Here is a 23,725-nt window from a genome sequence, read left to right as displayed (position 1 = left end):
CGGCCCGGTGACGACGGAGTGAGGAGCCGCGCCCGGTGAACGTGTGCGGTCACCGCGCTAGGCCATGCGGGCCAAGGCGTTCCTGAGCCGCAGGGAGGCACGTTCGGCCTGCTTGCGGGCTCGGCGGATGCGCTGGAGGCGAAGGACGAGACGTTGCTGCTCGGCCTCGTTGTGCAGGGCCTGTATTCGGTCCCGTACCAGTTCCTGGCGGATATACGGGATCTCGCTGCTCCAGGTAGGCAGGAAGCTCATCGTGGTGGCCTTTCGGGTCATGAAGTCTGGTGTGGAAGAACTGTGCTGGTGGTCAGGCTGCGACCGGGGTCTTGCGGGGACGGCCCCGCGGCCTCTTCCTCGGAACGACGGCTCCGCGAAGGACGAGTTCTCCGCCCCAGACGCCCCACGGCTCCTCGCGCTCCAGCGCGCGGGCGAGGCAGGCCTTCTGGATCGGGCACCCTCCGCAGAGGGCCTTGGCGAACTCGACGTCCTCAGGGGACTCGGCGAACCACAGGTCGGGGTCGGTACGACACGGGATATCGGCTTCGTCGACCAGGTCCATGGTCGTCCAAACCGCCATCTGCGTCACCTCTCTGTTTGCTGGTTGATCTGGTCGTTTACCTCTTGGGGTGTCGGATCTGGCGGCTTGGAAAACAAGAAGGCCGCGGATCCTGGGTACGGATCCGCGGCCTGGAGGCGCTTTTTGTTCCCGGTCAGGTTATGACCGGGTGCCTCCAGGGTGGCGGACCCTGCACCCCACCATTGGCGGTGCTGCTGGTCTGCTCGTCGCCGAACGGACGCCCGAGGGCGGCCGCGTGCTCGGCGGTCACGACGGTGGTGCCATAGGCGAAGCCGGCCGCATCGGCCAGGATGCGGGCGGTCTTCTCCTGTCGGAGTTTCGCCGGGCCTGCGACCGTGAGAACGGCGGCCGGCATGGCGACGGGGGCGGTGAAGCGGGCGGCGCCCATGACCGGGGCGGCACCGCGCATGCCACTGCCACGCGGGGAAGCGAGCCACGGCGTGGCGCAAGTCGGAATGAGAATCTGCTTCACGGGGCTCACCTCCCAGGTGATTGCGGGGTTGGACGGGGATCGTCCGACCGGCTTGTGCATGACTCTAAACGCGGACCCGGGGGCCCGGCAACTTATTTTCTACCTGCTATTTCACGGATTTGCTACACGGATCATGCACTCTTGGACGACCGACACGGCGAGGTCTCCGGAGGCGGTGAACATCTGCCCCTGGGCGAGGCCGCGGGCGTTGCCGGACCACGGCGACTCCTGGGCGTAGAGCACCCAGTCGTCGACCTTGAGCGGCCGGTGGAACCACATGGCGTGGTCGAGGGACGCACCGGTGAGGTTGGAGGCGCCCCAGGCGAGACCGTGGGTGAGCAGCACCGTGTCGACCAGCGTGTAGTCGGAGGCGTAGGCGGCCAGCACGACGTGCAGGAGCGGGTCGTCCGGCAGGTCGGCGTCATACCGGAACCACACCTGCGTCTCGGAGCCGCGCAGGGAGGGGTCGCGGTAGGCCTCCCAGGTGAGCGGCGTGACGTAGCGGGCGTCGACCGGGCGCGGCTTGGCCAGCCAACTCCGCCACGGCTCGGTGTCGCCGACGAGGTCGAGCATGCGGTCTTGGAACAGCGGCAGCGTCTCGGGGGCGGGCACCGGCGGCATGGACGCCGCCTGGTGGCCGATGCCCTCCTCCAGGACGTGGAAGGACGCCGACATGGTGAAGATGGCCTTGCCGTGCTGGATGGCGACGACCCGCCTGGTGGTGAACGAGCGGCCGTCGCGCACCCGCTCGACGTTGAAGACGATGGGGACCGCCGGGTCGCCGGGCCGGATGAAGTAGGCGTGCAGGGAGTGCACGGTGCGGTCGCCCGGCACGGTGCGGCCGGCCGCGACCAGCGCCTGCGCCGCCACCTGCCCGCCGAAGACGCGCTGGATGCGCTCTTCCGGGCTTCTGCCCCGGAAGATGTCCTGCTCGATCTGCTCCAGGTCGAGCAGGTCGAGGACCTCCTTGAGCGCCTCGTTCACGTCACTTCCCCTCCGCGGCAGATGTCCAGGACGGCCTGGCCGTAACGCTCGAGCTTGACGCGCCCGATGCCGGCGATCGAGAGCAGGTCCTCCTCGGTGGTGGGGACCCGCTCGGCCAGTGCCTGGAGCGTAACGTCCGTGAATACGACGTACGTCGGCACCTTGGCCTCTTTCGCCGCATTCGTACGCCAGAGCTTAAGCCGCTCGAGGAGCTCCTGGTCATAGTCGGCGGGACAGGTGGCGCAGCGGCCGAGCTTCTGCTCGGCGGCCACGGTGAGGGTCTTGCCGCAGACGCGGCAGGAGATGGGCACGGCGACGCGGGCCTGCGCGGCGCGGCGCTCACGCGGGCCGGACCGGGCCGGGCCGGGCGCGGCGGAGGCGGCCGTGCCGGTGAGGCCGTCGAGAAAGCGGGACGCGCGCCGCGCCTTGCGGCCGCCCGCCGACCGCGCCAGCGCCCAGGACAGGTGCAGATGGGCCCGGGCGCGGGTGACGCCGACGTAGAGCAGGCGCCGCTCCTCCTCGATCTGCTCGGGGGTCTCGGCGTAGACGATCGGCAGCATGCCGTCGGTGAGGCCGATCAGGAAGACCGCGTCCCACTCGAGGCCCTTGGCGGCGTGCAGGGAGGCGAGCGTCACCCCCTCGATCGGCGGGGCGTGCTGCTCGGTGGCCCGGCGCTCGAGCTCGGCGACGAACCGGGCGAGGTCGCCGCCCTCGGCCGCCATGTCCTCGGCCAGCTCGGCGAGCGCGTTCAGCGACTCCCACCGCTCGCGGGCGGAGCCGCCGCCGGGGGCCTCGGCCGTGAGCCCGATGCCGCCGAGGATGTCGTGGACGGCCTGCGCGAGCGGCTGCTCGTCGTTGGCCGAGCGGGCGGCGCCCCGGAGCAGCACGACGGCCTGCCGGACCTCGGGCCGCTCGAAGAAGCGCTCGGCGCCGCGCAGGAGATAGGGGACGCCGGCCTTGGTGAACGCCTGCTCGTACAGCTCGGACTGGGCGTTGACCCGGAAGAGCACGGCGATCTCGCGCGTGGGCACGCCCTGGGCGATGAGCTCTTTGACCCGCGCGGCGACCGCCGCGGCCTCGGCGGGCTCGTCGTCGCACTGGGCGAACACCGGCCGCGGCCCGTCGGGCCGCTGCGCGACCAGTTCGAGCCGGTGGGGCGTGCGCGCCTTGGCCAGCAGGCTGTTGGCCAGCCCGACGACCTGCGGCGTGGAGCGGTAGTCGCGCACGAGCTTGACCACCGTGGCGGAGGGGTGCTCGACGGCGAAGTTGGTGAGATAGCGCGGGGTGGCGCCGCTGAAGGAGTAGATGGTCTGGTTGGGGTCGCCGACCACGCAGATGTCGTCGCGGCCGCCCAGCCAGGTGTCGAGCAGGAGCTTCTGCAGCGGGTTGACGTCCTGGTACTCGTCGACCACGAAGTAGCGGTACTGACGGCGGATCTCGGCGGCGACCTCCTCGTGCTCGGTCATCACCGCGGCGGTGAGCTCGAGGATGGTCTCGAAGTCGACCAGGTGGCGCTGGCGCCGGAGCGTCTCGTACGCCTCGTAGAGATGGGCGACCTCCTGGGCGGGGATCGGCGGCGTGCGGCCGGCCTTGGCGGCGAGGGCGGCGTACTCCTCGGGGGTCGCCTGGGTGACCTTGGCCCACTCGATCTCGGCCGCGACGTCGCGCAGTTCGCCGCGGTCGGGGGTGCGCCGCGCCACCCGGCACGCCTCGATCAGCAGGGGCAGCTTGGACTCCACGACCCTCGGCGGCTCGCCGCCGATCACGCGTGGCCAGAAATAGGTGAGCTGGCGCAGCGCGGCGGCGTGGAAGGTGCGCGCCTGGACGCCGGTCGCGCCGAGTGCGCGCAGGCGCTGCTTGAGCTCGCCGGCGGCGCGCGTGGTGAAGGTCACAGCGAGCACGCTCTGTGCGTCGACGACGCCGGAGCGGACGGCGTGGGCGATGCGGTGGGTGATCGCCCTGGTCTTGCCGGTGCCGGCGCCCGCGAGCACGCACACCGGCCCCCGCACCGCCTCGGCCACCTCGCGCTGCTCCGGGTCGAGCCCGGCGAGGGCGTCTTCGCGCTCCAAACTGGGCCTCCTAACGTGCGATGCGGACGGTGTGCTGGCATCATCCTTCCAGCAGCCGGCCGCCCGCGCGGCCTGCATGTGGACAACCTGAAAGCGCTCCCAGGTTGGTGCCCTACGCTCTCGGCTGTGCGCGTCAGGGGTTCTCGTACGTGCGCGAGTGCGAGGTTTGCTCCACAATGGGAGCCGATGGTTTCGGGGAAGGAAGACGTCCAGTGAGAAGCGCGGTAACGGTGGGATCGCTCGCTCTGGCCACCGTACTCCTCGCACCGGCGGCCACGTCGCCCGCCGGCGCGACCACCACGCCGACACCCTCCCCCAGCGCCACCCAGGCACCGCCCGGTGAAGACGTGCTGGCCTCGACCATCGTGCGCACCTACGCCTATGGCCGCCAGTCGGCCCGCCAGCGCATGGACGTGTGGTGGGATCCGCACGCCGGCCGCAGGCCGGGCGTGTTCGTCATCCACGGCGGCTGGTGGAACAGCGGCGACAAGAAGTACATGACCGAGGTCACCCGCTCGTACGCCGCGATGGGCTACACCGTCTTCAACATCAACTACCGGCTGTCGCAGGAGGCCGCCTGGCCGGCGCAGCGCACCGACACGCTGGCCGCCATCGCCACCGCCCGCCGGCACGCCGACTTCTTCTCCTTCGACCCCGACCGCTATGTCGTCGTCGGGTTCTCGGCGGGCGGCCACCTCGCCACCGCGGTCGGCACCTACAAGGACGGCCTGCCCGGGCTGCGCGGCGTCGTCGGCATCTCGCCGGTGATCTCCCCGCTCACCGCCTACTCCGACGGCGACGAGGGCGCGGACTTCGACCAGCGCAAGCTCCGCCAGAGCGCCATCGCGCTGGCCGGCGGCTGCCGTCCCACCGGCGCCTGCGCGAGGGTCTGGTCCAGCATGGAGGTGCCCTGGCACGCCAGCGCGCACGACGCCCCCGTCCTCACGGTGCACTCCTCGGACGAGTTCGTGCCCGCCTACCAGAGCGAGCTGCTGAAGGAGCAGCTCAACCAGGTGGGCGTGGCGATGAACATCCGCGTCGTGCCGGGGTACTTCCACAGCGCGCCGCTCTACCGCGAGCCCGGCGTCGCCGAGGGGGTCCGCGAGTGGGTCGCCGGCAAGCTGGCCGCGCCCGCCGCGCCGAAGCCGGCGAGCGGCTCCAAGTCGGCAGCGTCCGGACACCTGCCTTCGCTGCGCCGGGTCGGCGCGCACTGACGCCGCGTCGAGTCGGCGCACACTGACGCGGCGTCGGACGCCGGGAACACCAGCGGGAGCGGCGGTGTTGCCAGGTGATGCCGACGATGAAGGGATAAATCAGGCTATGGCGCTCAAGGTGTACACCACCAGCTGGTGCGGTCCCTGCAAGAGGCTCAAGGGCCAGCTCATGCGCGAGGGCATCTCCTTCCAGGAGATCGACATCGAGGCCAACCCAGACGCGGCCAAGTTCGTGGAGAGCGTCAACAACGGCAACCAGGTCGTGCCCACGGTGGTGCTCGAAGACGGCACCGCCCTGACCAACCCCTCGGTCATCCAGCTCAAAGGGCTGCTCGCGCGGGCGAAGGCCTGACGCGACCCCCTCGGCGCCCGCCGGCGACGGGCTCAGCCCGCTCGCCGGCGTCCCGTCGCGAGTGCCCCGCCCCGCTGACGGTCGCCCTGTCTCGCTGAGGGGTTGCCGGTCTGATCGGGGTTACCCCGTCTCGTTACGGGCCCCCTGCCCCACTGTCGGGTCGCCCATCTCATCGCGGGTTGCCCGTTTCGCTGCGGGGCCTCCGTCCCGGTGACGGTTCACCATGTTCCGCAGCCGGACGGCCCCGTCCGGCGGCCGCGACCCGGGGTTGCCTCCTCGGCTACCAGTCGCCCGGGAGGTAGGAGCCGTACCACGTCTCGATGAGGCGGCGGGCGATGGAGACCCCCGGCGGCAGCCGGATGTCGCCGTTCTCCACGGCCGCGCCCAGCTCGGCGCGCGTGAGCCAGAGCGCCTCGGCGATCTCCTCGGGGTCGCGGGTGATCTCGGTGGTCGTGGCCCTGGCGAAGAAGCCGAGCATGAGGCTGCGCGGGAACGGCCACGGCTGGCTGCCCAGATAACGGGGCTCGGCGACGGTGACGCCGACCTCCTCGAACACCTCGCGCGCGACGGCCTGCTCGAGCGACTCGCCGGGCTCGACGAAGCCGGCCAGCACCGAGAAGCGGCCCTCGGGCCACTGCGGGCCGCGGGCCAGCAGGCAGCGGTCGTCGCCGTCGTGGACGAGCATGATGACCGCCGGGTCGACGCGGGGGAAGTGCTGGCTGCCGTCGTTCGGGCAGACCCGCATGTGGCCGCCGTTGATGATGTTCGTGCGGCCGCCACACCTCGGGCAGTGCTCGTGGGTGGCGTGCCAGGCCTCCAGCGCGACGGCGTTGACCAGCAGGCCGGCGTCGCGGTCGCCGAGCGCGGCCCCCGCCTTGCGCAACCCCTCGGTGGCGACGTCGGCCCAGTCGGGCACGTCCTGGATCGCCTCGGCGACCTCGGTGCCCTCGGGCAGCGGCGCGGAGGGGGGAAGCGGCAGCTCGCCCTTCACCGCGACGGCGAAGTAGGCGACGCCGCCGGGGTCGACGCCGAGCAGGTAACGCTCGCCGGGCGGCGCCTGGTGCGGGGACACGAACACCAGGTTCGCCGTGCCGTTGTCGCGGCGGATCAGCGTGTTGCCGTCGCTGATGAGCAGGACGCGCGTCGCGGGGTCGGCCCACGCGGTCTTCAGCCAGGCCTCGTCGTTGCGGTGCAGGGCGGACCTGTCGACGCCTCCTCGCGCCAGAAGCAGGGGACCGAGCAGCCGCTGGCCCTGCGACATCTCTCCCACGTGCGTCTCCCTCCCAGCAGGTTGTCCATCCTATGCCGCTGAAGATGGCCGACCGAAATGCCCGGTGGGCGGCCACAACACGGACATTCAGCGTGGTTAGCATGTCCAGCAGCGAGTGATATCGCGGTGCGGCTAGGATTCACCCGGTCAAGTTAGGTTAGCCTTACCTGATTCCGGGGGTGTCCTGCGTGCGGCTGTACCTCACCGCGCTGAACCCGACCGACTCGGTCACCGATGGATTCCTGCCGGCCGCCCGCGCGCTCGGCTGTGAGGTGACGCTGCTCACCGACCGGCCCGAGCGGTACACCGGGGTGGAGACCCTGCGCACCGACGTGCGCGACGCGCGCGCGGTCGTCGACGCGATCGCCCGCCACCGCCGGCCCGACGCGATCTTCTCCGACTCCGACCACATCCAGCCCGAGACCGCGCTGGCCGCCGACTACTTCGGCCTGCCGGCCAAGGACTGGCGCGCCTGCCTGACCGCCAAGAACAAGGCGCTCACGCGGCGCCGGCTCGCCGCCGCGGGAGTGGAGCAGGTGTGGTCCGCGCAGGTCGGACCCGGCGAGCCGGTGCCGGACCCGCCGGCGTACCCGGTCGTGGTCAAGCCGCGCGAGGGCGTCGCCAGCGAGGACGTCGTGCTGGCCGCCGGCGCGGAGGAGCTGGCCGCGGCGGTCGCGGGCGTCCGCGCACGGCGCCCGGGGGCCGCGCTCGTGATCGAGGAGTACCTGGAGGGCCCCCTGCACACCCTGGAGACCCTCGGCGACGGTCGCGCGCTCCACGTCCTCGGCGGCTTCCACACCACCCTCGGCCCCCTCCCGCACTTCGTGGAAGAGCGCCTCGACTGGGACCCGCGGGCGCTCCCCGGCCGGCCCGTCCCGGACGTCCTTGACGCGGGCCCAGGCCACCACGTCCCCACCGCCCTTGACCCGCCGCGGGGACCGTCCGTCCCGGACGTCCTTGACGCGGGCTCGGGCCACCGCGTCCCACCCACCCTTGACGCGCCGCGGGGACGGTCCGTCGCGGACGGGGCCGAGGCGGGGCCGCGCGAGCATGTCGTGCGGGCGCTCGCCGCGATCGGCGCCGGATTCGGCGCCTGCCACACCGAGTACGTCATCACCGCCCGCGGTCCGCGGATCGTGGAGGTCAACTACCGGCTCATCGGCGACACCTGCGGCTTCCTGCTCACCGACCTGCTCGGGGTGCCGCTGTTCGAGCACATCCTGCGGGTGCACCTCGGCGAGCCCGCACAGGCCCCGCCGCCGGTCTCCGGCCACGGGGCGGCGCTGAGCCTGGTCGCGGAGCGGGCAGGGGTCGTCAAGGCGGGGCCGGGCGACGTGGCCGAGACCATCGGCGGCGTGCGCCTGCGCCACCGCGCGTTGCGCGCGCCCGGGGACGTCGTGGAACCGACCCACACCAACCGGGACTACCTCGGCATACTCCGCGCTGTTGGGTCCGGCAGGCAGGCCGTCGACAGCGCCATCGAGGCCTTCCGCGCCCGCGCCCCGTGGGTGGTCGAGTGACCCGGGCCACCGCCGAGCGCGAGGAGACCTCCTCCGGCCTCCGTCCCGGAGAGCCCTCCCGTGACCATCGCGCCCCACACGGCCATGGCGACCATGTCGGCCATGTGGGCCATGGCGGCAAGGACGCGCAGCGCGGCCAGGACGCCCAGTGCGGCCAGGACGGGGCGGGTGCGCCGGATGGCGCGGACGGTCCCGGCCGTGTGCGGGACGCGGGGCCGCGCGGCGGCGGACCGCGCGAGCCGTATCTGGCCGCCCGGGTGCTGGACGCGCTGGTCCGCGAGGACTACGGCGGCCTGGCCTCCCGGATGACCCGCACCAAGGACGGCGTCCAGCTCGTGCTGCCCTCCGGGCGGCGGGTGCGCCTGACACCGGGCCACCTGTACCAGGACTTCAAGGTCGCCCGCGGGCAGTCGCTGACCCTGGCCGAGGTGCTCGACGCGCTGGTCCAGAGCGCCGCCCCCGGGGACGCGGAGGGCGTGGCCGCCTTCGCCGAGGAGTGCCGCGCGGCGCTGCGCGCGTACGAGCTGCACGACCCTCGCCGGGACGAGATCCTGGCCCGCCTTCGCCCCGTCCTGCCGGCCTCCGCCTACGACACACGACCGCCCCATCGGGGCACCGCTTCCCCGCCCACCGCCCAGCAAGACGACGCGCCGCCCCACCCGCGTGCCGCTTCCCCGGCCGACGCGCAGCGGTGGGTTGCGTCGTCCGAGCACCGTCCCGTTCTCCCCGCTTTCGTCCGCTTCTCTGGTGATGAGGCGTCTTTGAGCCGGACGGTCGCCTACGAGACGCTCGCCGCGTTCGCCGACCATCCGGTCTACCCCACCTCGCGCGCCCGCCTCGGCCTCGCCGACGACGAGGTCGCCGCCTACGCCCCCGAGTTCGCGCCGTCCTTCCCGCTGCGCTGGGCGGTCGTGCCGGTCGAGCGGGTGACCAGGCCGGCGGCCATGGGCGCGCTTCCCGCGTGGTGGCCCGCGCGCGACGCCGAGCACCTGCGCTTCCCGGTGCACCCGCTGACCGTGGCCGCCGTCCGCGCGATACCCGGTGTGCTGCTCCTGGACGAGCCGTACCTGGCGGTGCGTCCCACGCTGTCGATGCGCACCGTGGAGGTGGACCCGCGCACGCACCTCAAGCTGCCCCTGACGACGAGCACGCTGGGCGCGCGCAACCGGCGGTCCATCAAACCGGGCACGCTGGAGGACGGCGCGCGGGCGGAGCTGCTGCTGCGCGAGATCCTGCGCCGCGAGGACGGCCTGGACGTGCTGGTCGCCGACGAGCAGACCTACGCGCACGCGGGGCACGACCACCTCGGCTGGATGCTGCGCAGGCTACCCCCGGGCGAGATCGTCCCGGTCGCCGCCCTGACCGCGCCGTTCCCCGGCGGCGGCCGGGTGATCGACCAGTTGGCCGCCCGTTACCGGGGCGGCGAGGTGGCCGCGTTGCTGGCCGACTACCTGCGCGTGCTGTTCACCTGGAATGTCCGCCTGTTCGTCACCTACGGCGTCGCGCTGGAGGCGCACCAGCAGAACCTCGCCCTGGTCTTCGACGAGGACGCGGGCCCCGGCGCGGCGATGCGGTTGCTGGTCAAGGACGACGACGGGTTGCTCGCCTCCCCGGAACGGCTGCTCGCGGCGGGGCTGGAGGTCCCCGCGTTCGCCGACCCGCGCATGCTCAACGGCGACCCGCACGCGCTCGCGGACGTGTTCGTCACGATCACCCTGCACCTGGCCGCCGCCGCGGTGGCGTTCGGCGCGGGCCACGGCGAGCTGGTCGCGCCGGCGCTGGAGAGCGCGCTGGCCGAGTACGGCGGTGACCCGGTGGCGCGGCTGCTGCGCGCCCGCACGCTGGACGCCGCCCGCCTGGTCGGCAAGTCCATGGTCAGCGCCGGAACCCTGGTGGCCCGGTCGCGCATCGTCTCGGCCGACATCAACAAGCACTACGGCGCCAGCGGGCCGAACTACCTGCGCCACCACCTCCGGAGAGAGGCCGACCATTGAACGGCGTCGTATGCGACTCCGGCCACTACGGGGAGGGGACAGACAACGCGGGCGCGGGGAACGCGGACCACGCGGGAGGTGCGGGGAAGGCCGGGGGTACGGAGCCGGCGTGGCGGGGCATCGCGGAGCCGGCGTGGCGGGGCGTCGCGGAGCGGGCGACGCTGGCGGCGCTGCTGCGGTGCTGCGTGCGGGAGGTCGCCGGACCGCGCGGACAGGTCTGGGCCGCCGCGCCGTACCTGCTGCTGCGTCTGGCGGGCACCCTCATCCGCGTGCCGACCTCCGGAGGGATCGCACTGCGCTTCGACGGCGACGCCGAACGGCTGCGGCACGGCGCCTGGCGCCCGCTGTCGGCCGACCACCTCGTCCGCCTGGTCGAGGCCGAACTGGTCGAGGCCGGGGCCGGCCGGGGGGAGGAGTCGTTCGCCGGTCGGCCCGTGCTCCGGCGTAACGAGGAGTTCGCCGGGCAGGTCGCCGCGAGCCGTGCGGCCATCGCGGTCATGCTGCGCGAGCGGGCCGGCGCGAAACCTCCCCAGGATCCGTGGCTGGCCTCGGAGCAGGCGCTGGTGCTCGGGCACCCGTTCCACCCCTCCCCCAAGTCCAGAGGCGGCGCAGGGTGGGTCCGGTACGCGCCGGAGGCGCACGCCGCGTTCCCGCTGCGGCTGCTGGGCGTGCGGGACGACGTGCTGGCGACCGGCGGCGACTCCGGGGCCCTCGACGGGCTCGGCGAGGCGCCGCCCGGGTACACGCTGCTCCCCGCCCACCCGTGGCAGCTCGAGCTGCTCGCCGCCGAGCTGGCCGCCCCGTTCGCGGACGGGTGGTTGGTGGACCTCGGGGACGCCGCGCTGCCCGCGGTCCCGACCTCCTCGGTGCGCACGGTGTACGAGCCGGCGATCGGCAAGTGCCTGAAGTTCAGCCTCGACGTGCGCATCACCAACTGCGTGCGCAAGAACGCCTGGTACGAGCTGGCCTCGGCGGCCGAGGTGAGCGCCCGGCTCGCGCCGGTGTTCGCCGACCTGGCGCGGCGCCTGCCCGGCACCCGCTGGCTGCCCGAACCGGGGTACCGCTCGGCGCGGCTCGGGACGCGCCTGCTGGAGGGGCTGGGCGTCATCGTCCGGTCCAGCCCGTGGGAGGTCGCCGGTCCCGGGGTCACTCCGATCCTCGCCGGGACCCTGGCAGCCCTGGGCGCCGTCCCGGACGGCGAGGCGCCGGAGCCGGCGGCGGTGGTGACCGCGCTGCGGCGCGAGCCGGTGCGGTGGTGGGGCGCGTACGTGGAGCACGTGGCGCTGCCGGTGCTGGACGCCTATTTCGGGCACGGCGTGGTGCTGGAGCCCCACCTGCAGAACGTCCTGGTCGGCATCGACGCCGACGGCATGCCAATTGAAGCGATATTTCGGGACATGGAGGGCACCAAGCTGGTCGAAGGCCGCCACGACCTGTCCGGGCTTCCGGATCCGGTCACCAGAGCCGCCACCTACGACGCCGCGCGCGGCTGGAACCGCGTGGTCTACTGCATCATGGTGAACCACCTCCCCGAGATCGCCGCCACCGTCGCGGGAACGGCCGCGCCGCACGCCCGCGACGACCTGCTCCACGAGCTGTGGGCGGACGCCCGGGGGCGCGTCGCCCGCCACGCCGGCCGCGGCCGGCTCCCGCTCCCCCTGCGCGACCTGCTGGCCGGAGCCCCGCTGCCCGCCAAGGCCAACCTGACCACCCGGTGGGCCCGCTCGGCCGACCGCGACGCGGGGTACGTCCCCGTGGCCAACCCGTTCGCGGGGGTGCCGGCGTGAACATCCCCGACCGGGTGCGCGAGCGTGCCGAACGCCTCGCCGACGCCCTGCCCGCCTATGTGTACGACCTGGCCGCGCTCGACCGGCACGCCGCCGCCGTCCGGGCGGCCCTGCGGGACGTCGAGCTGTACTACGCCGTCAAGGCCAACCCCGACCCCGCCCTGCTGCGCGCCCTGGCCCCGTACGCCGACGGCTTCGAGGTGTCCTCCGGCGGCGAGGTCGCGCACGTCCGCTCGGTGCTGCCGCGGGCCCGCCTCGCGTTCGGCGGCCCGGGCAAGACCGACGCCGAACTGGCCCTGGACGTCCACCGCCTGCACGTCGAGAGCCCCGGCGAGCTGCGCCGGCTCATCGAGACCGGAGCCCCGGCCGACGCGCTGCTGCGGGTGAACCTGGCCGTGCCGGTCCAGGGCGCCGCACTGGCCATGGGCGGCGGCGCGACGCCGTTCGGCATGGACCCCGGCGGGGTGCGGGAGTGCCTTTCGCTGCTGCGCCGGCAGAACAGGGTGCGGCCGCGCGGCCTGCACGCCCACCTGGCCAGCGGCCTGCGCGCGCCCGACCTGCTCGACCTGGCCAAGGCGGTCCTGGGCTTCGCCCGCGACCTGTCCGGCGAAGGGCATATCCCGACGAGCCGGGACCTCGGCCAGGACGCGCCGGCCGTGGAGGTCGACCTCGGCGGCGGCATGGCCGTGTCGTACCACGACCCGTCCGAGCTGTTCGACTGGGAGACCTACGGGCGGGGGCTCGCGGAGCTGCGCGAGCCTGGCGAGCTGTTGCGCGTCGAGCCCGGCCGGGCGCTGACGGCGTACTGCGGCTGGTACCTCACCAGGGTGATCGACGTGAAGCGGGTCCACGGCGAGGTCTTCGCCGTGGTCACCGGCGGCACCCACCACCTGCGCACCCCGGCGGCCAAGGGCCACGACCAGCCGCTGGCCGTGCTGCCGACCGGCCGCCCCGGCACGGGTGCGACCACCGAGCCGGTCACCGTGGTCGGCCAGCTCTGCACCCCCAAGGACGTCTTCGCCCGCCGGATCCCCATGACGGTCGACGTCGGGGACATCGTGGCCTTCGGCCTGGCCGGCGCCTACGCCTGGACCATCTCCCACCACGACTTCCTCATGCACCCCAAGCCCGGCTTCCACTACCTCACCTGAGCCGGAGGAGAATTTCCGAGGGGGACGTCGAGAGGGCGGGGACGGCTCCGACTCCCTGGTGAGAGGCCGGAATCGGCGGGGACGACGATCCTTCAGGAGGAACGACGGTGGACGCGGTGAGGACGAACACGCTCAAGGCGCCCGGGGCGACGCTGTACTACGAGGTGCGAGGCGAGGGGCCGGTGCTGCTGCTGATCTGCGGCGGGGTGTACGACGCGGCCGGGTACGCGGGCCTGGCGGGCCGGCTCGCCGAGCGCTACACCGTGGTCACCTACGACCGGCGCGGCAACGGGCGCAGCCCGCTCGACGGGGCGCCGGAACACCAGAGCGTCGAGGTGCACGGCGACGACGCCGGCCGCGTGCTGACGGCGGTGGGCGTCACGGCGGAACGGCCCGCTCACGTCTTCGGCAACAGCTCCGGCGCCGAGATCGGACTGGAGCTCGCCACCCGCCATCCCGAGCTGGTGCGCACCCTGGTCGCCCACGAGCCGCCCGTCTTCGACCTGCTGCCCGACCGCGACCACTGGCGTGCCGTCGTCGACCAGGTCGAGAAGGTCTTCACCGAGGAGGGCGTCGAGGCCGCGGGTCAGGCGCTCTCCTCCGCGATGGGCATGGGCGGCGGCGAGCCGTCCGAGGAGAACGGGGCGGACGGAGCCGACGGGGCCGACGGGGCACAGAGGGTGGACGGAGGCGGAGCGGACGGGCCGAAGGGCGCGTCCGGAGGACACGCCGCTGGTGAGGGGGACGCCGCGGCGACGCACGGCCCGGAAGGGGGGATGGACGCCGGGATGGCCGAGATGATGGAGCGCATGGGGAGGAACTTCGCGTTCTTCATCGGCTACGAGGTGCCGGGCTTCTCCCGTTACACGGTCGACGTCGCCGCGCTGCGCGCGTCGGGGGTGCGGGTGGTGCCGGCCGTGGGCGAGGCGTCGCAGGGTGAGCCGCCGTACCGGGCCACCATCGCGCTGGCCGAGCTCCTCGGCGCCGAGCCGGTCGCCTTCCCCGGCGACCACGGGGGCTTCGGTTCCCAGCACGTGGCCTTCGCCACCCGGCTGGACCAGGTGCTGTCGGCGTCCTGACCCACCGCCCGGCTGGACCAGGTGCTGTCGCGTCCTGACCCACCGCCCGCTTCCCACACCCGTGGACAGGGCTTCCTTGACCGCGAACGGACCTGCGACCCGCGGCCGGGGCCTGCAGACCTGCCCCGCGCGACGGGCGCCGGGCCGCGCGTGCCGCGCCACGGGAACGGGGCGGGGGCGCCGGGCGGGATGCCCGGGCGCGGGCGATACGGTCGAGGGCATGTCGCGATCATCGGACGCAGAGGTGTCCCCGGAGCCGGTCTCTCCTTCCGCCTCGTCCTCGCCGGCCGTCACGGCGGACGATCTCGACCGGACCGTCCTGATGGCCGTGGAGACCCTGCGGCGGGTGCCGGAGGACGCCTGGCGCCAGAGGGCCGGCTCGCTGGAGTGGGACCGCTGGGAGACCATCCAGCATCTGAGCGACGACTTCTTCTCCTACGCCATCCGGCAGGGCCCTAGGACGCCTTTCGTGGACCGGCACCTGCCGCTCGTCTGGGAGAGCCGCAGGCCCGGCGGCCCGGCCAGCGCCTTCCGCTGCGACCCCGAGGCGGGGCCGGACGGGCTGTTGCGGATGCTGGAGGCGACCGGGGCGCTGCTCGCCGCCATCGTGCGCACCAAGCCGCCGCACACCCGGACGTACCACGTGTACGGGGCGTCCGACCCCGAGGGGTTCGCCGCGATGGGCGTCGTGGAGGCGCTGGTCCACGTGCACGACGTCATCGACGGGCTCGGGCTCGCGTGGGAACCGCCCGCCGACCTGTGCGTTCGCGTCCTCGCCCGCCTGTTCCCCGACGCTCCGGACGACACCGAGCCCTGGCCCACCCTGCTGTGGGCGACCGGCCGCGGCGAGCTTCCCGGACGTCCGCGTCCGGCCACCTGGCGCTGGTACGGCGCCCCTCGCGCGTGACTCTTCCACCCTCGCCTTGTTAGCGGATTTTCCTATTTCTGTGACTTGCCGGGAAATCGGCGATTAGGCCTAGCTATTTCGCCCTCCCTTCACAGCGTTCCCGCAATTGCCGCAGCCTCGACGCCTTCTCGCAATTCCGGTCGATCGGCTCTCCAGCGGAAAGCGGCGAACGTTTGTTGCGAACATTCCCTTCCACGGGGTAAGGATCGAACGCCAAGTGGGGATGGGCACCAGGGGGATTCGCCGCAGAGAGGGCGGGGCTATGTCCGAGAAAGCACATAACTCCGAAATAGACGATGAAAGCGGATGCGGGACACCGCAGAGAACAGCGGATTCGGCACCGGTCAAGACTCCTGTCACCGATCGAGATCGGGCCGATGACGATGAGCGCCGATGACATCGTTTCGGAGAAGCGCGCGGCCGACGACGCCGGCCTGCTCACGGTCCTGCGCCGCCACCTGCTCGCCGAAGGCGTCCGCTGCCGCGTCTTCATGAGGATGCGCCTTGCCATCGGCACCGAGGCGATCCCGGCGCAGCGCGCCTGCCGTCCGCCCGAGCTGACCGTCTACGGGCCGGACGGGAAGACACGGGCGAAGGTCACGGTGCGCACGAGACTGTGGGGCACCGCGTTCCTGGTCAGCCCGGCCGGGGACGCCCCGGAGTTCCAGTTCCCCATCGGTCAGATCTGCGAGACCCTGCGCTGGCTCTCGCTGCTGGCCAACGACGAGCTCTCGCTCGACGCCCCGGTCGGCTCCGGCCCCGAGTGAGAACACCAGGTGAGAACACCGGCGGCGGGTGCGGCCCGGCCGTCACCCGTCCTTGGGAACCGACTCGATGAGGCGGACCAGGCCGGCGGAGTCGAGCAGGTCCACCGGGCGGACGGTCTGGTTGGCCCTGACGTAGTGGAAGGCGGCGCCGACCTTCCCCAGGGGAACTCCGGCGAGGTGCGACCAGGCCAGGCGGTAGGCGGCGAGCTGCACCGAGGCGGCCCTGGCGGCGCCGCCGCGCGGACGCTCGCCGGTCTTCCAGTCGACGACCACGTACCCGTCGCCGTCGGCGAAGACCGCGTCCATGCGGCCGCGCACCAGCCGGTCGGCGATCATCGTCTCGAAGGGGACCTCCAGGTCGACCGGCTCCAGAGCCGCCCACGGGCTCTCCTCGAACCGTGACTGCAGCTCGGCGAGCTGGGCGTCGGCGCCGGACAGCTCGTCGGAGGCGCCGGGCAGCTCGAAGTCGTCGATCAGCCGCTGCTGGCCCCACCGTCCCTCCAGCCAGCGGTGGAAGGCGGTGCCCCTGCGCGCGAGCGGCGCGGGCTTGTGGGGCAGCGGACGGCGGATCTGGCGGGCCAGCGCCGCGGGATCGGTCGCCAGGGTGACCAGCGAGGAAACCGTCAGATGCGCGGGCAGCTCCACGACCGCGCCGCCCCGCCGCCTGCTCTGCTCGCGCTCGCGGAGCAGCAGCTCGGTGTCGCGCGCCCAGGCCCGGACGCGCTCGCGCTCCCACTCTTTCAGCGGAAGGTCGTCCAGCGACGGCACCGGCGCTACCCGCGAGGTCGCCGCGCCGGAGGACGCCGACCCCGAAGGCGCCGTGTCCGAGGGGACGCCGTCGGAGGAGGCCATGTCGGAGGGGGCTTCGTCGAAGGACGTCTCGTCCGAGCGAGCGCCGTCGGAGGACGCCGCGTCGGACAGGACGGCGCCGGGACGCGGGGACGGCGGCGGAGGGGCGTCCCAGGAGGTCGTGTGCGGGGGGACCTCGGGCCAGAGGTCGTCCTCAGCGGGATCTTCCAGGGGCGGGAGATCCTCGGCGACGGCGTCGTCGAGGAGCAGGTCATCCCAGGGGAAGTCCTCCGGGACGTCGTCGTCCCAGGGGACCTCCTCCCACGCGAAGTCGTCCGCCGGGACCGCAGGGACCGTCGGGACCGTCGGGAGCATCGGGGGCATCGGGGGCGAGGCAGGGCCGCCGGGAGCACCCACCCCCGCGGCGACGGCGCGCCCGCCCGGCGACTCGGACCCGCCGGAGAAGGCCGGGGGGTGGGGGGACGCGCCCGAGGAGTGGTGCGGGGAGGCGGCGAGGGCGGCCAGGACCATGTCGGCGCCGGTGCGGACGGCCTCGTACCGCTCGCCCTCGGGGGTGGCCGGCCAGGCGGCCGAAGCGGGCTCGGCCAGCAGGGGGTTGGCGGCGTCCTCCTCGACGTCCGGGGCCCAGTACGCCACCTGCCCGCAGGAGTCGCGGACCTCCCGCAGGAAGCTGGAGGGCTCCAGCGGCCTGGCGGCCGACCCCCAGCGGTACCCGGAGGCGATCAGCAGGTAGTGGGCCCGGGTGACGGCGACGTAGGCCAGCCGCCGCTCCTCCATCAGGTCGCGCTCGCGGCAGCGCTCGTCGAACTCGGCCAGGTCGTCCTTCTCCAGCCCTTCCAGGGCCGGCAGGTCGGCCCGGTCGCCGCGCAGCGGGTAAGGAAGCTTGCGGGGGTTCTCCGTCCACCGGGAGTTGGTCGCCGGCGTCGCCGGGAAGACGCTGCCCTTGGCCAGGCCGCCGCGCTGGGTGGTGAGCTGCGAGAGCCCCGGCACGATGACCACCGGCCACTCAAGCCCCTTGGAGGCGTGGACGGTCATGAGCTTGACGCTGTTGGTCTCGCCCACCCGCCCGGCCTCCAGGCCGAACTCCTCCGACTCGGCCGCCTTGAGGTAGGCGAGGAAGGCGCCCAAAGTCGGGTCCTCGGCGTCGCCGGCGAACCGGGAGGCCGCGTCGAGGAAGGCGTCCAGGTCGGCGCGGGCGGCCAGCGGCCCGCCGCCGCGGGATGCCACCTCGACGTCCAGGCCGACGCGCCGCTCGATCTCGGCGATCAGGTCGGGCAGCGGCTGCCCGGCGTGGGCGCGCAGGACGCGCAGCTCGTGCGCCAGGCGCGGCAGCCGCGCGCGGGCGAGCGGGGAGAAGCGTTCGAGCCACTCGGAGCGGTCGGCCAGCTCGTCGAGGGCGTCGACCAGGCTGCCGCGCTCCTCGCGCATGTCGACGACGACCTGTTCGAGCGGGTCGTCGGCCGCCGGTCCGCGGCGGGTGGCCATGGTCAGCTCTCTGGCCAGGTCGCCGAGGACCTTCAGGTCGGCGGGGCCGATGCGCCAGCGCGGCCCGGCGAGCAGGCGGACGAGCGCGTCGCCCGCCGTCGGCTCGTACAGGACGCGGAGCGTCGCCACCAGGTCGGCCACCTCGGGGACGGTGAGCAGTCCGCCGAGCCCGACGACCTCGACCGGGATGTCGCGCGCCTCAAGGGCCCGGCGCAGCGCGGGGAACTGCGCCCGCTTGCGCGCCAGGACCGCGACGTCCTGCGGCTGCAGGGCCATGGCCCCGCCCCACGTGCCGCCCGGCTTGAGCTTGTCGCGTAGCTTGTCGCGTTCACCCTCGCCCCACGGCAGGCCGTCCGGGGCGATCTCCCCGCCGAGCATGCGGGCCACGCCGTCGGCGACCCACGCCGCCTCGTCCTCGGCGGTGTCGTGGAAGGCGCACACCACCCGCCCGCGGGCGACGCGGTTACCGCCGGGGACCAGGACGGGCACCTCGCGGGCCTCGGCGCGCAGCGGGCCCTGCACGCGGGCGGCGACGTCGAGCACCCGCTCGCCGTTGCGGAAGCTGACCGAGAGCCTGCGCACGGGGGCGGGCCGGCCGGTCGCCGCCGGGAAGTCGTGGACGAACCGCTTGAGGTTGCCGGAGGAGGCGCCGCGCCAGCCGTAGATCGACTGGCAGGGGTCGCCCACGGCGGTCACCGGGTGGCCGCCGCCGAACAGGGCGCGCAGCAGGACGAGCTGGGCGTGGCTGGTGTCCTGGTACTCGTCCAGCAGGACCACCGAGAACCTGCCCCGCTCGATCATGCCGACATCGGGGTGGCGGTCGGCGATGCGGGCCGCGAGCGCCATCTGGTCGCCGTAGTCGATGACCTCGCGCCGGCGCTTCTCGCGCTCGTACGCCTCGACCAGGGGCAGGAACTGCTCGCGGATGTCCTGCGTGCGGACCGGCCGGCGCTGGGACAGGGTGGGGCGGCCGGTGAGCCGGGCGTAACGCTCGTCCAGCCAGTGGCCGATCTCGCGGACCTCCGCCGGGGAGCGCAGGTGCTCCGACAGCTCGCCGGCCAGATCGAGGACCGCGGCGGTGACCGAGGGCGGGGCGAGGTCGACGCGGTCCATCGGGCCGTCGTACCGGCCGACCACCCGGGCCGCCATCTGCCAGGAGACGGCCGGGCTGACCAGGCGCATGGTGGGCTCCATCGCCTCGCGCAGCGCGTGGTCGGTGACCAGCCGCGCGGCGTAGGCGTGGTAGGTCGAGACGGTCGGCTCGGCCTCCAGCAGCTCGGCCGGGGCCAGGCCGACCTCGGCCAGGCGGGAGAGCCGCTTGCGCACGCGGGCGGCCAGCTCGGCGGCGGCCTTGCGGGTGAAGGTGAGGCCGAGGACGTGTTCGGGGTGGACCAGCCCGTTGGCGACCAGCCAGACCACCCGGCCGGCCATGGTCTCGCTCTTGCCCGACCCGGCGCCGGCGACGACGACGGTCGGTTCGAGCGGCGCCTCGATGACGGAGGCCTGCTCGGGCGTGGGCGGCGGGATGCCGAGCTTCTCGGCCAGCTCGGCCGGGCTGATCAGCGCGGGCCTGGTGTCGTCCGGCCCGGCCGCAGGTGAGGACGGGCGCGGGGAGGGATCGGGAGGGGGCGTCAGCACACCTGGCCTCCGCCGTCGTTGACGGGGCAGCTGGCCTTGGCGGCGCAGGTTCGGCACCCGTCGTTGACCGTGGCGGTGAACACCCCGGAGGCCATGCCGGTGGCGACGGTGCTGACCAGCGTCTTGGCCCAGCCGGGGTCGGGGTCGTCGCCGAGCGCGCCCTGCCGCTGCTCCTTGGCCTCCTTGCCCGCGGCCTTGCCGACCTGGACGAGCGCGGCGCCGCCCGGCTCGGTCATGCCGTGGCGCTCGAACGCCCCGAGCAGCGTGGCGAGCTGGTAGACGCCGAGCTGGGGGTGGCGGTCGAGGTCCTGGTCGGACGGCTTGGTGGTGCCGGTCTTGATGTCGATGATCACGGCACGGCCCTCGCCGTCGCGTTCGACGCGGTCGACCCGGCCGCGGATGTGCACGCCGTCGGACAGCTCGGCGGTGAAGGCCTCCTCGACCGCGACCAGCTCGCGGGGGTTCTGCTCGTGCCAGGCGAGGAAGCGGGCTACCATCTGCTCGGCGACCTGGCGCTGCTTGCGGTTGAACCACACCCCGCCGAAGTCGAGGTCGCCCCAGACCTCGTCCAGCCGCTTGCCCAGGGTGTCGCCCTCCTGCCCGGCGACGGCGAGGACGGCGATGGCGTGGATGACGCTGCCGAGGCTGCGGGACATGTCGGTGCCCGAGGCGCCCACGGCCGTCTCGAGCAGCCAGCGCAGCCCGCACTTGGTGAAGTTCTCCACCGCGGACGGGGAGACCCGGACGACGTTCTCCGGCCAGCTCAGCGGACGGTCGTCCGAGAGCGGGGTGAGCGCGTACCACTCGTCGGGGTGGGCTCCCGGGACGCCCGCCCGCGCCAGGCGCGCCAGGTGGGCGGCGGCGGCGCGGCGCATCGGCTCGGGCCTGCCGGGGTCGCACACGGCGGCCCGCAGGTCGGCGACCAGGGCGGACATGCTGAGCCAGCGGGCGCGGTCGTCGACGGCGGCCTCCTCGACGGCCCCGGGCAGCAGCTCGGTGAGGAACCGCGAGGGCCGCTCGTCGGTGTCCTCGCCGCCGACGGCGGTGACGACCAGCCGGCGGCGGGCCCGGGTGGCGGCCACGTAGAACAGCCGGCGCTCCTCGGCCAGCAGCTTGGAGGCCAGAGCGGCCCCGGCGGCGTCGGCGCCGTCGAGCGCGGATCCGCCGGCCCGCTCGACCATCTCCTGGACGCCGAGCAGCGACCCGCGCAGGCGCAGGTCGGGCCAGACGCCCTCCTGCACGCCGGCGACGACCACGACGTCCCACTCGAGGCCCTTGGAGCGGTGGGCGGTCAGGACGCGGACGGCCTCGCCGTCGGGCGCGTGCTCGGCCAGGGTGTCTCCGGGGATCTCCTGGGAGGACAGGTCGTCCAAAAAGACCTCGGGCCCGGCGTGCGGGAGGCGGTCGACGAACCGCGCGGCCTGGTCGAACAGCGCCACCACGGCGTCGAGGTCGCGGTCGGCCTGGGCGCCCCGCGCGCCACCGGCCATGCTGGCCTCGGTCCAGGCGTCGCCCAGCCCGGACGCCTGCCAGACCGCCCACAGAGCCTCCTCGGCGGTGTCGCCGCGCTGGACCGCCTCGCGGGCGACGGCGATCAGCCGGGCGACGCGCCCGGCGCAGGCGGCGACGTGGTCTTCGACCGGGATCAGCTCGCGGACGTCGCGCAGGGCCGCGACCAGCAGCTCGTCGGACGAGCGCGGGGGCGGCTGCGGCGTGCCGTCGTCCACGGAGGCCGCCGCGAGCTCGGCGGCCCTCAGAGCGCGACGCAGGCGCCGCACGCCGATGGCGTCGGTGCCGCCGACCGGGCCGGTGAGCAGGTCTTCGGCCGTCGCGACGTCGAGCGCGGAGCGGTGGAGCGCCACGCGCAGCAGGGTGACCAGCGGCCGGACGCCGGACTGCTGGACCAACGGCGCCTCGTCGCCGGCCACCACGACCGGCACTCCGGCGGTGAGCAGCGCGCGGCGCAGCATGGGCACCTGCCGGCTCGCCGAGCGCACCAGGACGGCCATGCGGCTCCAGGGCACCCCTTCGAGGAGGTGGGCGCGGCGCAGGGTGTCGGCCACCACGGCGGCCTCCTGGCTCTCGCTGTCGGCCAGCAGCACCCGGACCTCGCCAGGGTCGGCGCCCTCGGGGGTGGTGAGCTCGCGATGGCCGTCACCGCGCGAGCGCGCGGTCGAGGACGGCGGCTCGGCGCCGGGGACGGCGGGCGGGGCCGGCAGGCGGCCGGCGACGCGGCGCGAGGCGGCGAGCAGATCGGGACCGCTCCTGCGGCACACCCGCAGCGCGATGACCGGCGCCTCGCGGCCCTCGGCGGTGCGGAACCGATCGGGGAAGCCGAGGATGCCGCGCACGTCGGCGCCGCGGAAGCCGTAGATGGACTGGTCGGGGTCGCCCACGGCGACCAGGTCGCGGCCGTCGCCGGCCAGGCGCCGCAGCAGGAACTCCTGCGCGGGGTCGGTGTCCTGGTACTCGTCCACGAACACGACGTCGTAGGCCGCGCGCTCGCGCCGCCGCACCTCCACGTCGTTCAGCAGGCCGGCGGCGGCGCGGATCAGCTCGGCGTAGTCGAGGGCGGGGGTGGGGTCCAGGTCGAAGCGGTCGGCGTACCGGTAGGCGAACCGGCCGGCCGCCGCCCAGTCGGGCCGGCCGTGCTCGCGGCCGAGGACGACCAGGTCGTCGCCGTCCAGGCCGCGTTCGGCCGCGCGGGCGAGGAAGTCGCGCAGCTCCTCGGCGAACCCGCGCGTCTTGAGCGCCTCGCGCATGCCGGAGGGCCACTGCGCCGCGCCGTCCTCCAGCTCGCCGTGCAGCAGGCGGCGGATTTCCAGGAGCTGTTCGGGGCCGGTCAGCAGCCGGGGGGGCGGGTCGCCCGCGAGCACGGCCTCGCGGCGCAGCAGGGCGTAGGCGTAGCTGTGGAAGGTGAGCGCGAGCGGCGTTCTCGTGGTGCGGCGCATGCGCGCGGTGATACGCTCGCGCAGCTCTTCGGCGGCCTTGCGGCTGAAGGTGAGGACGAGCACCCGCTCGGGGTCGGCGCCGCGCCGCTCGACGCGGTCGACGACGCTCTCGACGATCGTGGTGGTCTTGCCGGTGCCGGGGCCCGCGAGCACGAGCAGCGGGCCGCCCTGGTGGCGCACGACCGCTCGCTGGTGCTCGTCGAGAGCAGGAGGCATCGACCGCCCCGCGCTTCCCCGCCGCACCAGCCGGTACGTCTGACCACTCACAGCACGCTATTCCACCAGACCACAGGTGTAGATCGTGCCGACTCGAGCGGTACGGTGCCCGATCCGGCCGCCGACCTGGGCGACAGGTCACGATATCGAGGCATTCTCCGCATCGCCGATCCGACACGCCGACCGCGCCGGTCATTCGTTGGCCCTGCGGGTCGGCACGCGTTTGGACCTGTTGACCCGGCCTTTCCGTTGCCAGGCTGACCGGACCGAAACCGTTCAGGAAGAGCGCCGACCGGCCGGACCCCGCGGGGCACCGGACCGGCCACGCGGAAAGGAGCGCGGTGGCCATGGGACCGCGGAAGCAGGAGGGCCGGCCGGTGGGACCGCTGGACCAGGGCGGCCGGCCGGTGGGGCCGCGCAAGCGGGACGGCAGGCCGCCCGGCGGCGCGCGGGCGGCGGCCCGCCGGTGGGCCCGGGCGCGGGGC

General features: G+C 73.9%; 17 protein-coding genes. 9 read left to right on the top strand and 8 right to left on the bottom strand.

Translation table 11 applies throughout. The features are described from left to right. Positions 1 to 57 precede the first annotated feature (57 nt). The 5 genes from ACFQSB_RS38225 to ACFQSB_RS38205 form a co-directional block, all read right to left on the bottom strand. Positions 58 to 273, bottom strand: coding sequence for a hypothetical protein (locus ACFQSB_RS38225; protein ID WP_354927400.1), 216 nt, complete (start codon positions 271 to 273; stop codon positions 58 to 60). Positions 274 to 304: 31 nt separating this feature from the next. After that, complete coding sequence (locus ACFQSB_RS38220; RefSeq protein WP_354840558.1) at positions 305 to 574, bottom strand: WhiB family transcriptional regulator; 270 nt, start codon at positions 572 to 574, stop codon at positions 305 to 307. Between the two features lie 133 nt (positions 575 to 707). Next, positions 708 to 1,046, bottom strand: a complete 339-nt coding sequence (locus ACFQSB_RS38215; RefSeq protein WP_380832085.1) for a hypothetical protein — start codon at positions 1,044 to 1,046, stop codon at positions 708 to 710. A 111-nt stretch (positions 1,047 to 1,157) separates the two neighbouring features. Further along, the gene (locus ACFQSB_RS38210) at positions 1,158 to 2,030 is read right to left on the bottom strand and encodes an acyl-CoA thioesterase (protein ID WP_380832084.1); all 873 of its coding nucleotides are present in this window, start codon (positions 2,028 to 2,030) and stop codon (positions 1,158 to 1,160) included. Further along, positions 2,027 to 4,099: an ATP-dependent DNA helicase UvrD2 gene (locus tag ACFQSB_RS38205; RefSeq protein ID WP_380832082.1), complete on the bottom strand. Its 2,073-nt coding sequence runs from the start codon at positions 4,097 to 4,099 to the stop codon at positions 2,027 to 2,029. The genes ACFQSB_RS38210 and ACFQSB_RS38205 overlap by 4 nt, the downstream gene beginning before the upstream one ends. 212 nt (positions 4,100 to 4,311) lie before the next feature. Between ACFQSB_RS38205 and ACFQSB_RS38200 the strand changes: the two genes are divergently transcribed. Both ACFQSB_RS38200 and ACFQSB_RS38195 read left to right on the top strand, forming a co-directional pair. Next, positions 4,312 to 5,313, top strand: coding sequence for an alpha/beta hydrolase (locus ACFQSB_RS38200; RefSeq protein ID WP_380832080.1), 1,002 nt, complete (start codon positions 4,312 to 4,314; stop codon positions 5,311 to 5,313). A gap of 106 nt (positions 5,314 to 5,419) precedes the next feature. Beyond that, on the top strand, positions 5,420 to 5,665 hold the full coding sequence (locus tag ACFQSB_RS38195) for a mycoredoxin (protein WP_380832079.1): 246 nt from the start codon (positions 5,420 to 5,422) through the stop codon (positions 5,663 to 5,665). A gap of 280 nt (positions 5,666 to 5,945) precedes the next feature. Here the strand turns inward: ACFQSB_RS38195 and nudC are convergent, their stop codons facing one another. Further along, a complete protein-coding gene (nudC, locus tag ACFQSB_RS38190) occupies positions 5,946 to 6,926 on the bottom strand; it encodes an NAD(+) diphosphatase (RefSeq protein WP_354840647.1) in 981 nt (326 codons plus the stop codon). A gap of 197 nt (positions 6,927 to 7,123) precedes the next feature. Here nudC and ACFQSB_RS38185 point away from each other — a divergent pair, with 197 nt between their 5' ends. The 7 genes from ACFQSB_RS38185 (at position 7,124) to ACFQSB_RS38155 (ending at position 16,140) form a co-directional block, all read left to right on the top strand. Next, entirely contained in the window at positions 7,124 to 8,455 is a 1,332-nt protein-coding gene (locus ACFQSB_RS38185; RefSeq protein WP_380832077.1) for a siderophore biosynthesis protein, read from the top strand. After that, positions 8,452 to 10,449 carry an IucA/IucC family protein gene (locus ACFQSB_RS38180; RefSeq protein WP_380832076.1) on the top strand — a complete coding sequence of 666 codons (1,998 nt, stop codon included), beginning with the start codon at positions 8,452 to 8,454 and terminating at the stop codon, positions 10,447 to 10,449. Before ACFQSB_RS38185 ends, ACFQSB_RS38180 begins: the two co-directional genes overlap by 4 nt. Continuing rightward, the gene (locus ACFQSB_RS38175; RefSeq protein ID WP_380832074.1) at positions 10,446 to 12,236 is read left to right on the top strand and encodes an IucA/IucC family protein; all 1,791 of its coding nucleotides are present in this window, start codon (positions 10,446 to 10,448) and stop codon (positions 12,234 to 12,236) included. The genes ACFQSB_RS38180 and ACFQSB_RS38175 overlap by 4 nt, the downstream gene beginning before the upstream one ends. Further along, a complete protein-coding gene (locus ACFQSB_RS38170; RefSeq protein WP_380832072.1) occupies positions 12,233 to 13,387 on the top strand; it encodes an alanine racemase in 1,155 nt (384 codons plus the stop codon). Before ACFQSB_RS38175 ends, ACFQSB_RS38170 begins: the two co-directional genes overlap by 4 nt. A gap of 116 nt (positions 13,388 to 13,503) precedes the next feature. Further along, positions 13,504 to 14,466 carry an alpha/beta fold hydrolase gene (locus ACFQSB_RS38165; RefSeq protein WP_380832070.1) on the top strand — a complete coding sequence of 321 codons (963 nt, stop codon included), beginning with the start codon at positions 13,504 to 13,506 and terminating at the stop codon, positions 14,464 to 14,466. A 220-nt stretch (positions 14,467 to 14,686) separates the two neighbouring features. Next, positions 14,687 to 15,373, top strand: a complete 687-nt coding sequence (locus ACFQSB_RS38160; protein ID WP_380832069.1) for a hypothetical protein — start codon at positions 14,687 to 14,689, stop codon at positions 15,371 to 15,373. 377 nt (positions 15,374 to 15,750) lie between these two features. Continuing rightward, entirely contained in the window at positions 15,751 to 16,140 is a 390-nt protein-coding gene (locus ACFQSB_RS38155; RefSeq protein WP_380832067.1) for a hypothetical protein, read from the top strand. A gap of 42 nt (positions 16,141 to 16,182) precedes the next feature. Here the strand turns inward: ACFQSB_RS38155 and ACFQSB_RS38150 are convergent, their stop codons facing one another. Together ACFQSB_RS38150 and ACFQSB_RS38145 are read right to left on the bottom strand one after the other, a co-directional pair. Beyond that, positions 16,183 to 19,998 (bottom strand): UvrD-helicase domain-containing protein, encoded by a 3,816-nt coding sequence (locus tag ACFQSB_RS38150; protein ID WP_380832101.1) that lies wholly within the window; start codon positions 19,996 to 19,998, stop codon positions 16,183 to 16,185. A gap of 68 nt (positions 19,999 to 20,066) precedes the next feature. Beyond that, a complete protein-coding gene (locus ACFQSB_RS38145; RefSeq protein WP_380832099.1) occupies positions 20,067 to 23,240 on the bottom strand; it encodes an ATP-dependent helicase in 3,174 nt (1,057 codons plus the stop codon). Positions 23,241 to 23,725: the final 485 nt, after the last annotated feature.

The organism is Sphaerisporangium rhizosphaerae (assembly GCF_042665155.1).
Classification (GTDB): Bacteria; Actinomycetota; Actinomycetes; order Streptosporangiales; family Streptosporangiaceae; genus Sphaerisporangium; species Sphaerisporangium rhizosphaerae.
This window is presented reverse-complemented; position numbering and strand designations above follow the sequence as displayed.

What these genes read in the sequence shown, in the direction of transcription:
- ACFQSB_RS38160 (WP_380832069.1), top strand. Translation starts at nt 14,687, where the DNA reads ATGTCGCGATCATCGGACGCAGAGGTGTCCCCGGAGCCGGTCTCTCCT.
- ACFQSB_RS38145 (WP_380832099.1), bottom strand. Translation starts at nt 23,240, where the DNA reads ATGCCTCCTGCTCTCGACGAGCACCAGCGAGCGGTCGTGCGCCACCAG.
- ACFQSB_RS38195 (WP_380832079.1), top strand. Translation starts at nt 5,420, where the DNA reads ATGGCGCTCAAGGTGTACACCACCAGCTGGTGCGGTCCCTGCAAGAGG.
- nudC (WP_354840647.1), bottom strand. Translation starts at nt 6,926, where the DNA reads ATGTCGCAGGGCCAGCGGCTGCTCGGTCCCCTGCTTCTGGCGCGAGGA.
- ACFQSB_RS38155 (WP_380832067.1), top strand. Translation starts at nt 15,751, where the DNA reads ATGACGATGAGCGCCGATGACATCGTTTCGGAGAAGCGCGCGGCCGAC.
- ACFQSB_RS38225 (WP_354927400.1), bottom strand. Translation starts at nt 273, where the DNA reads ATGACCCGAAAGGCCACCACGATGAGCTTCCTGCCTACCTGGAGCAGC.
- ACFQSB_RS38220 (WP_354840558.1), bottom strand. Translation starts at nt 574, where the DNA reads ATGGCGGTTTGGACGACCATGGACCTGGTCGACGAAGCCGATATCCCG.